The organism is Ralstonia sp. VS2407, assembly GCF_052950655.1.
This window is the reverse complement of sequence record NZ_JBRFVG010000200.1, coordinates 1-489: the sequence shown is the minus strand read 5'-3', so window position 1 is coordinate 489 and position 489 is coordinate 1. Positions and strand designations below refer to the sequence as shown.

Here is a 489-nt window from a genome sequence, read left to right as displayed (position 1 = left end):
ACCCGAAGCTTCGTCGGTTTAAGGTCGTGATAGTCACCGATCGTACCGACCTTGAAAAACAGCTATCGGGTACCGCGTCGCTAACAGACGAGATTGTCGAGAGGGCGACGTCCGCCAATGGCCTGCGGCGGCTGCTAAGCGTCCACGGACCAGGACTTGTATTCGGCATGATCCAGAAGCAGCGCGGCGATGATACGTCGAGCGAATCTGATTCGGCGGATGACCGGCCCAACTCCCATGCCCCTCAGATCGCAGAGCCGATCAACGAGGACGACACCATCCTCGTGCTGGTCGATGAAGCGCATCGGAGCCAGGCGGGCGATCTTCACTCTGCCCTCCAAGCGGGTCTTCCCAACGCCGCTCGCATCGGTTTTACAGGCACGCCCATCCTGATGGGCGAGAAGAAGCGAACGCACGAGATTTTTGGCGACTTTATCGATCGCTACACGATTCGTGAGGCCGAGGCGGACGGCGCCATCGTCCCCATCC

General features: G+C 59.9%; 1 protein-coding gene. It reads left to right on the top strand.

Going from position 1 to position 489, the window contains the following annotated elements:
• Window positions 1-489, top strand: a 489-nt coding sequence (locus ACU8YE_RS24610; protein WP_446930046.1) for a DEAD/DEAH box helicase family protein, incomplete at both ends; no start/stop codon positions are given.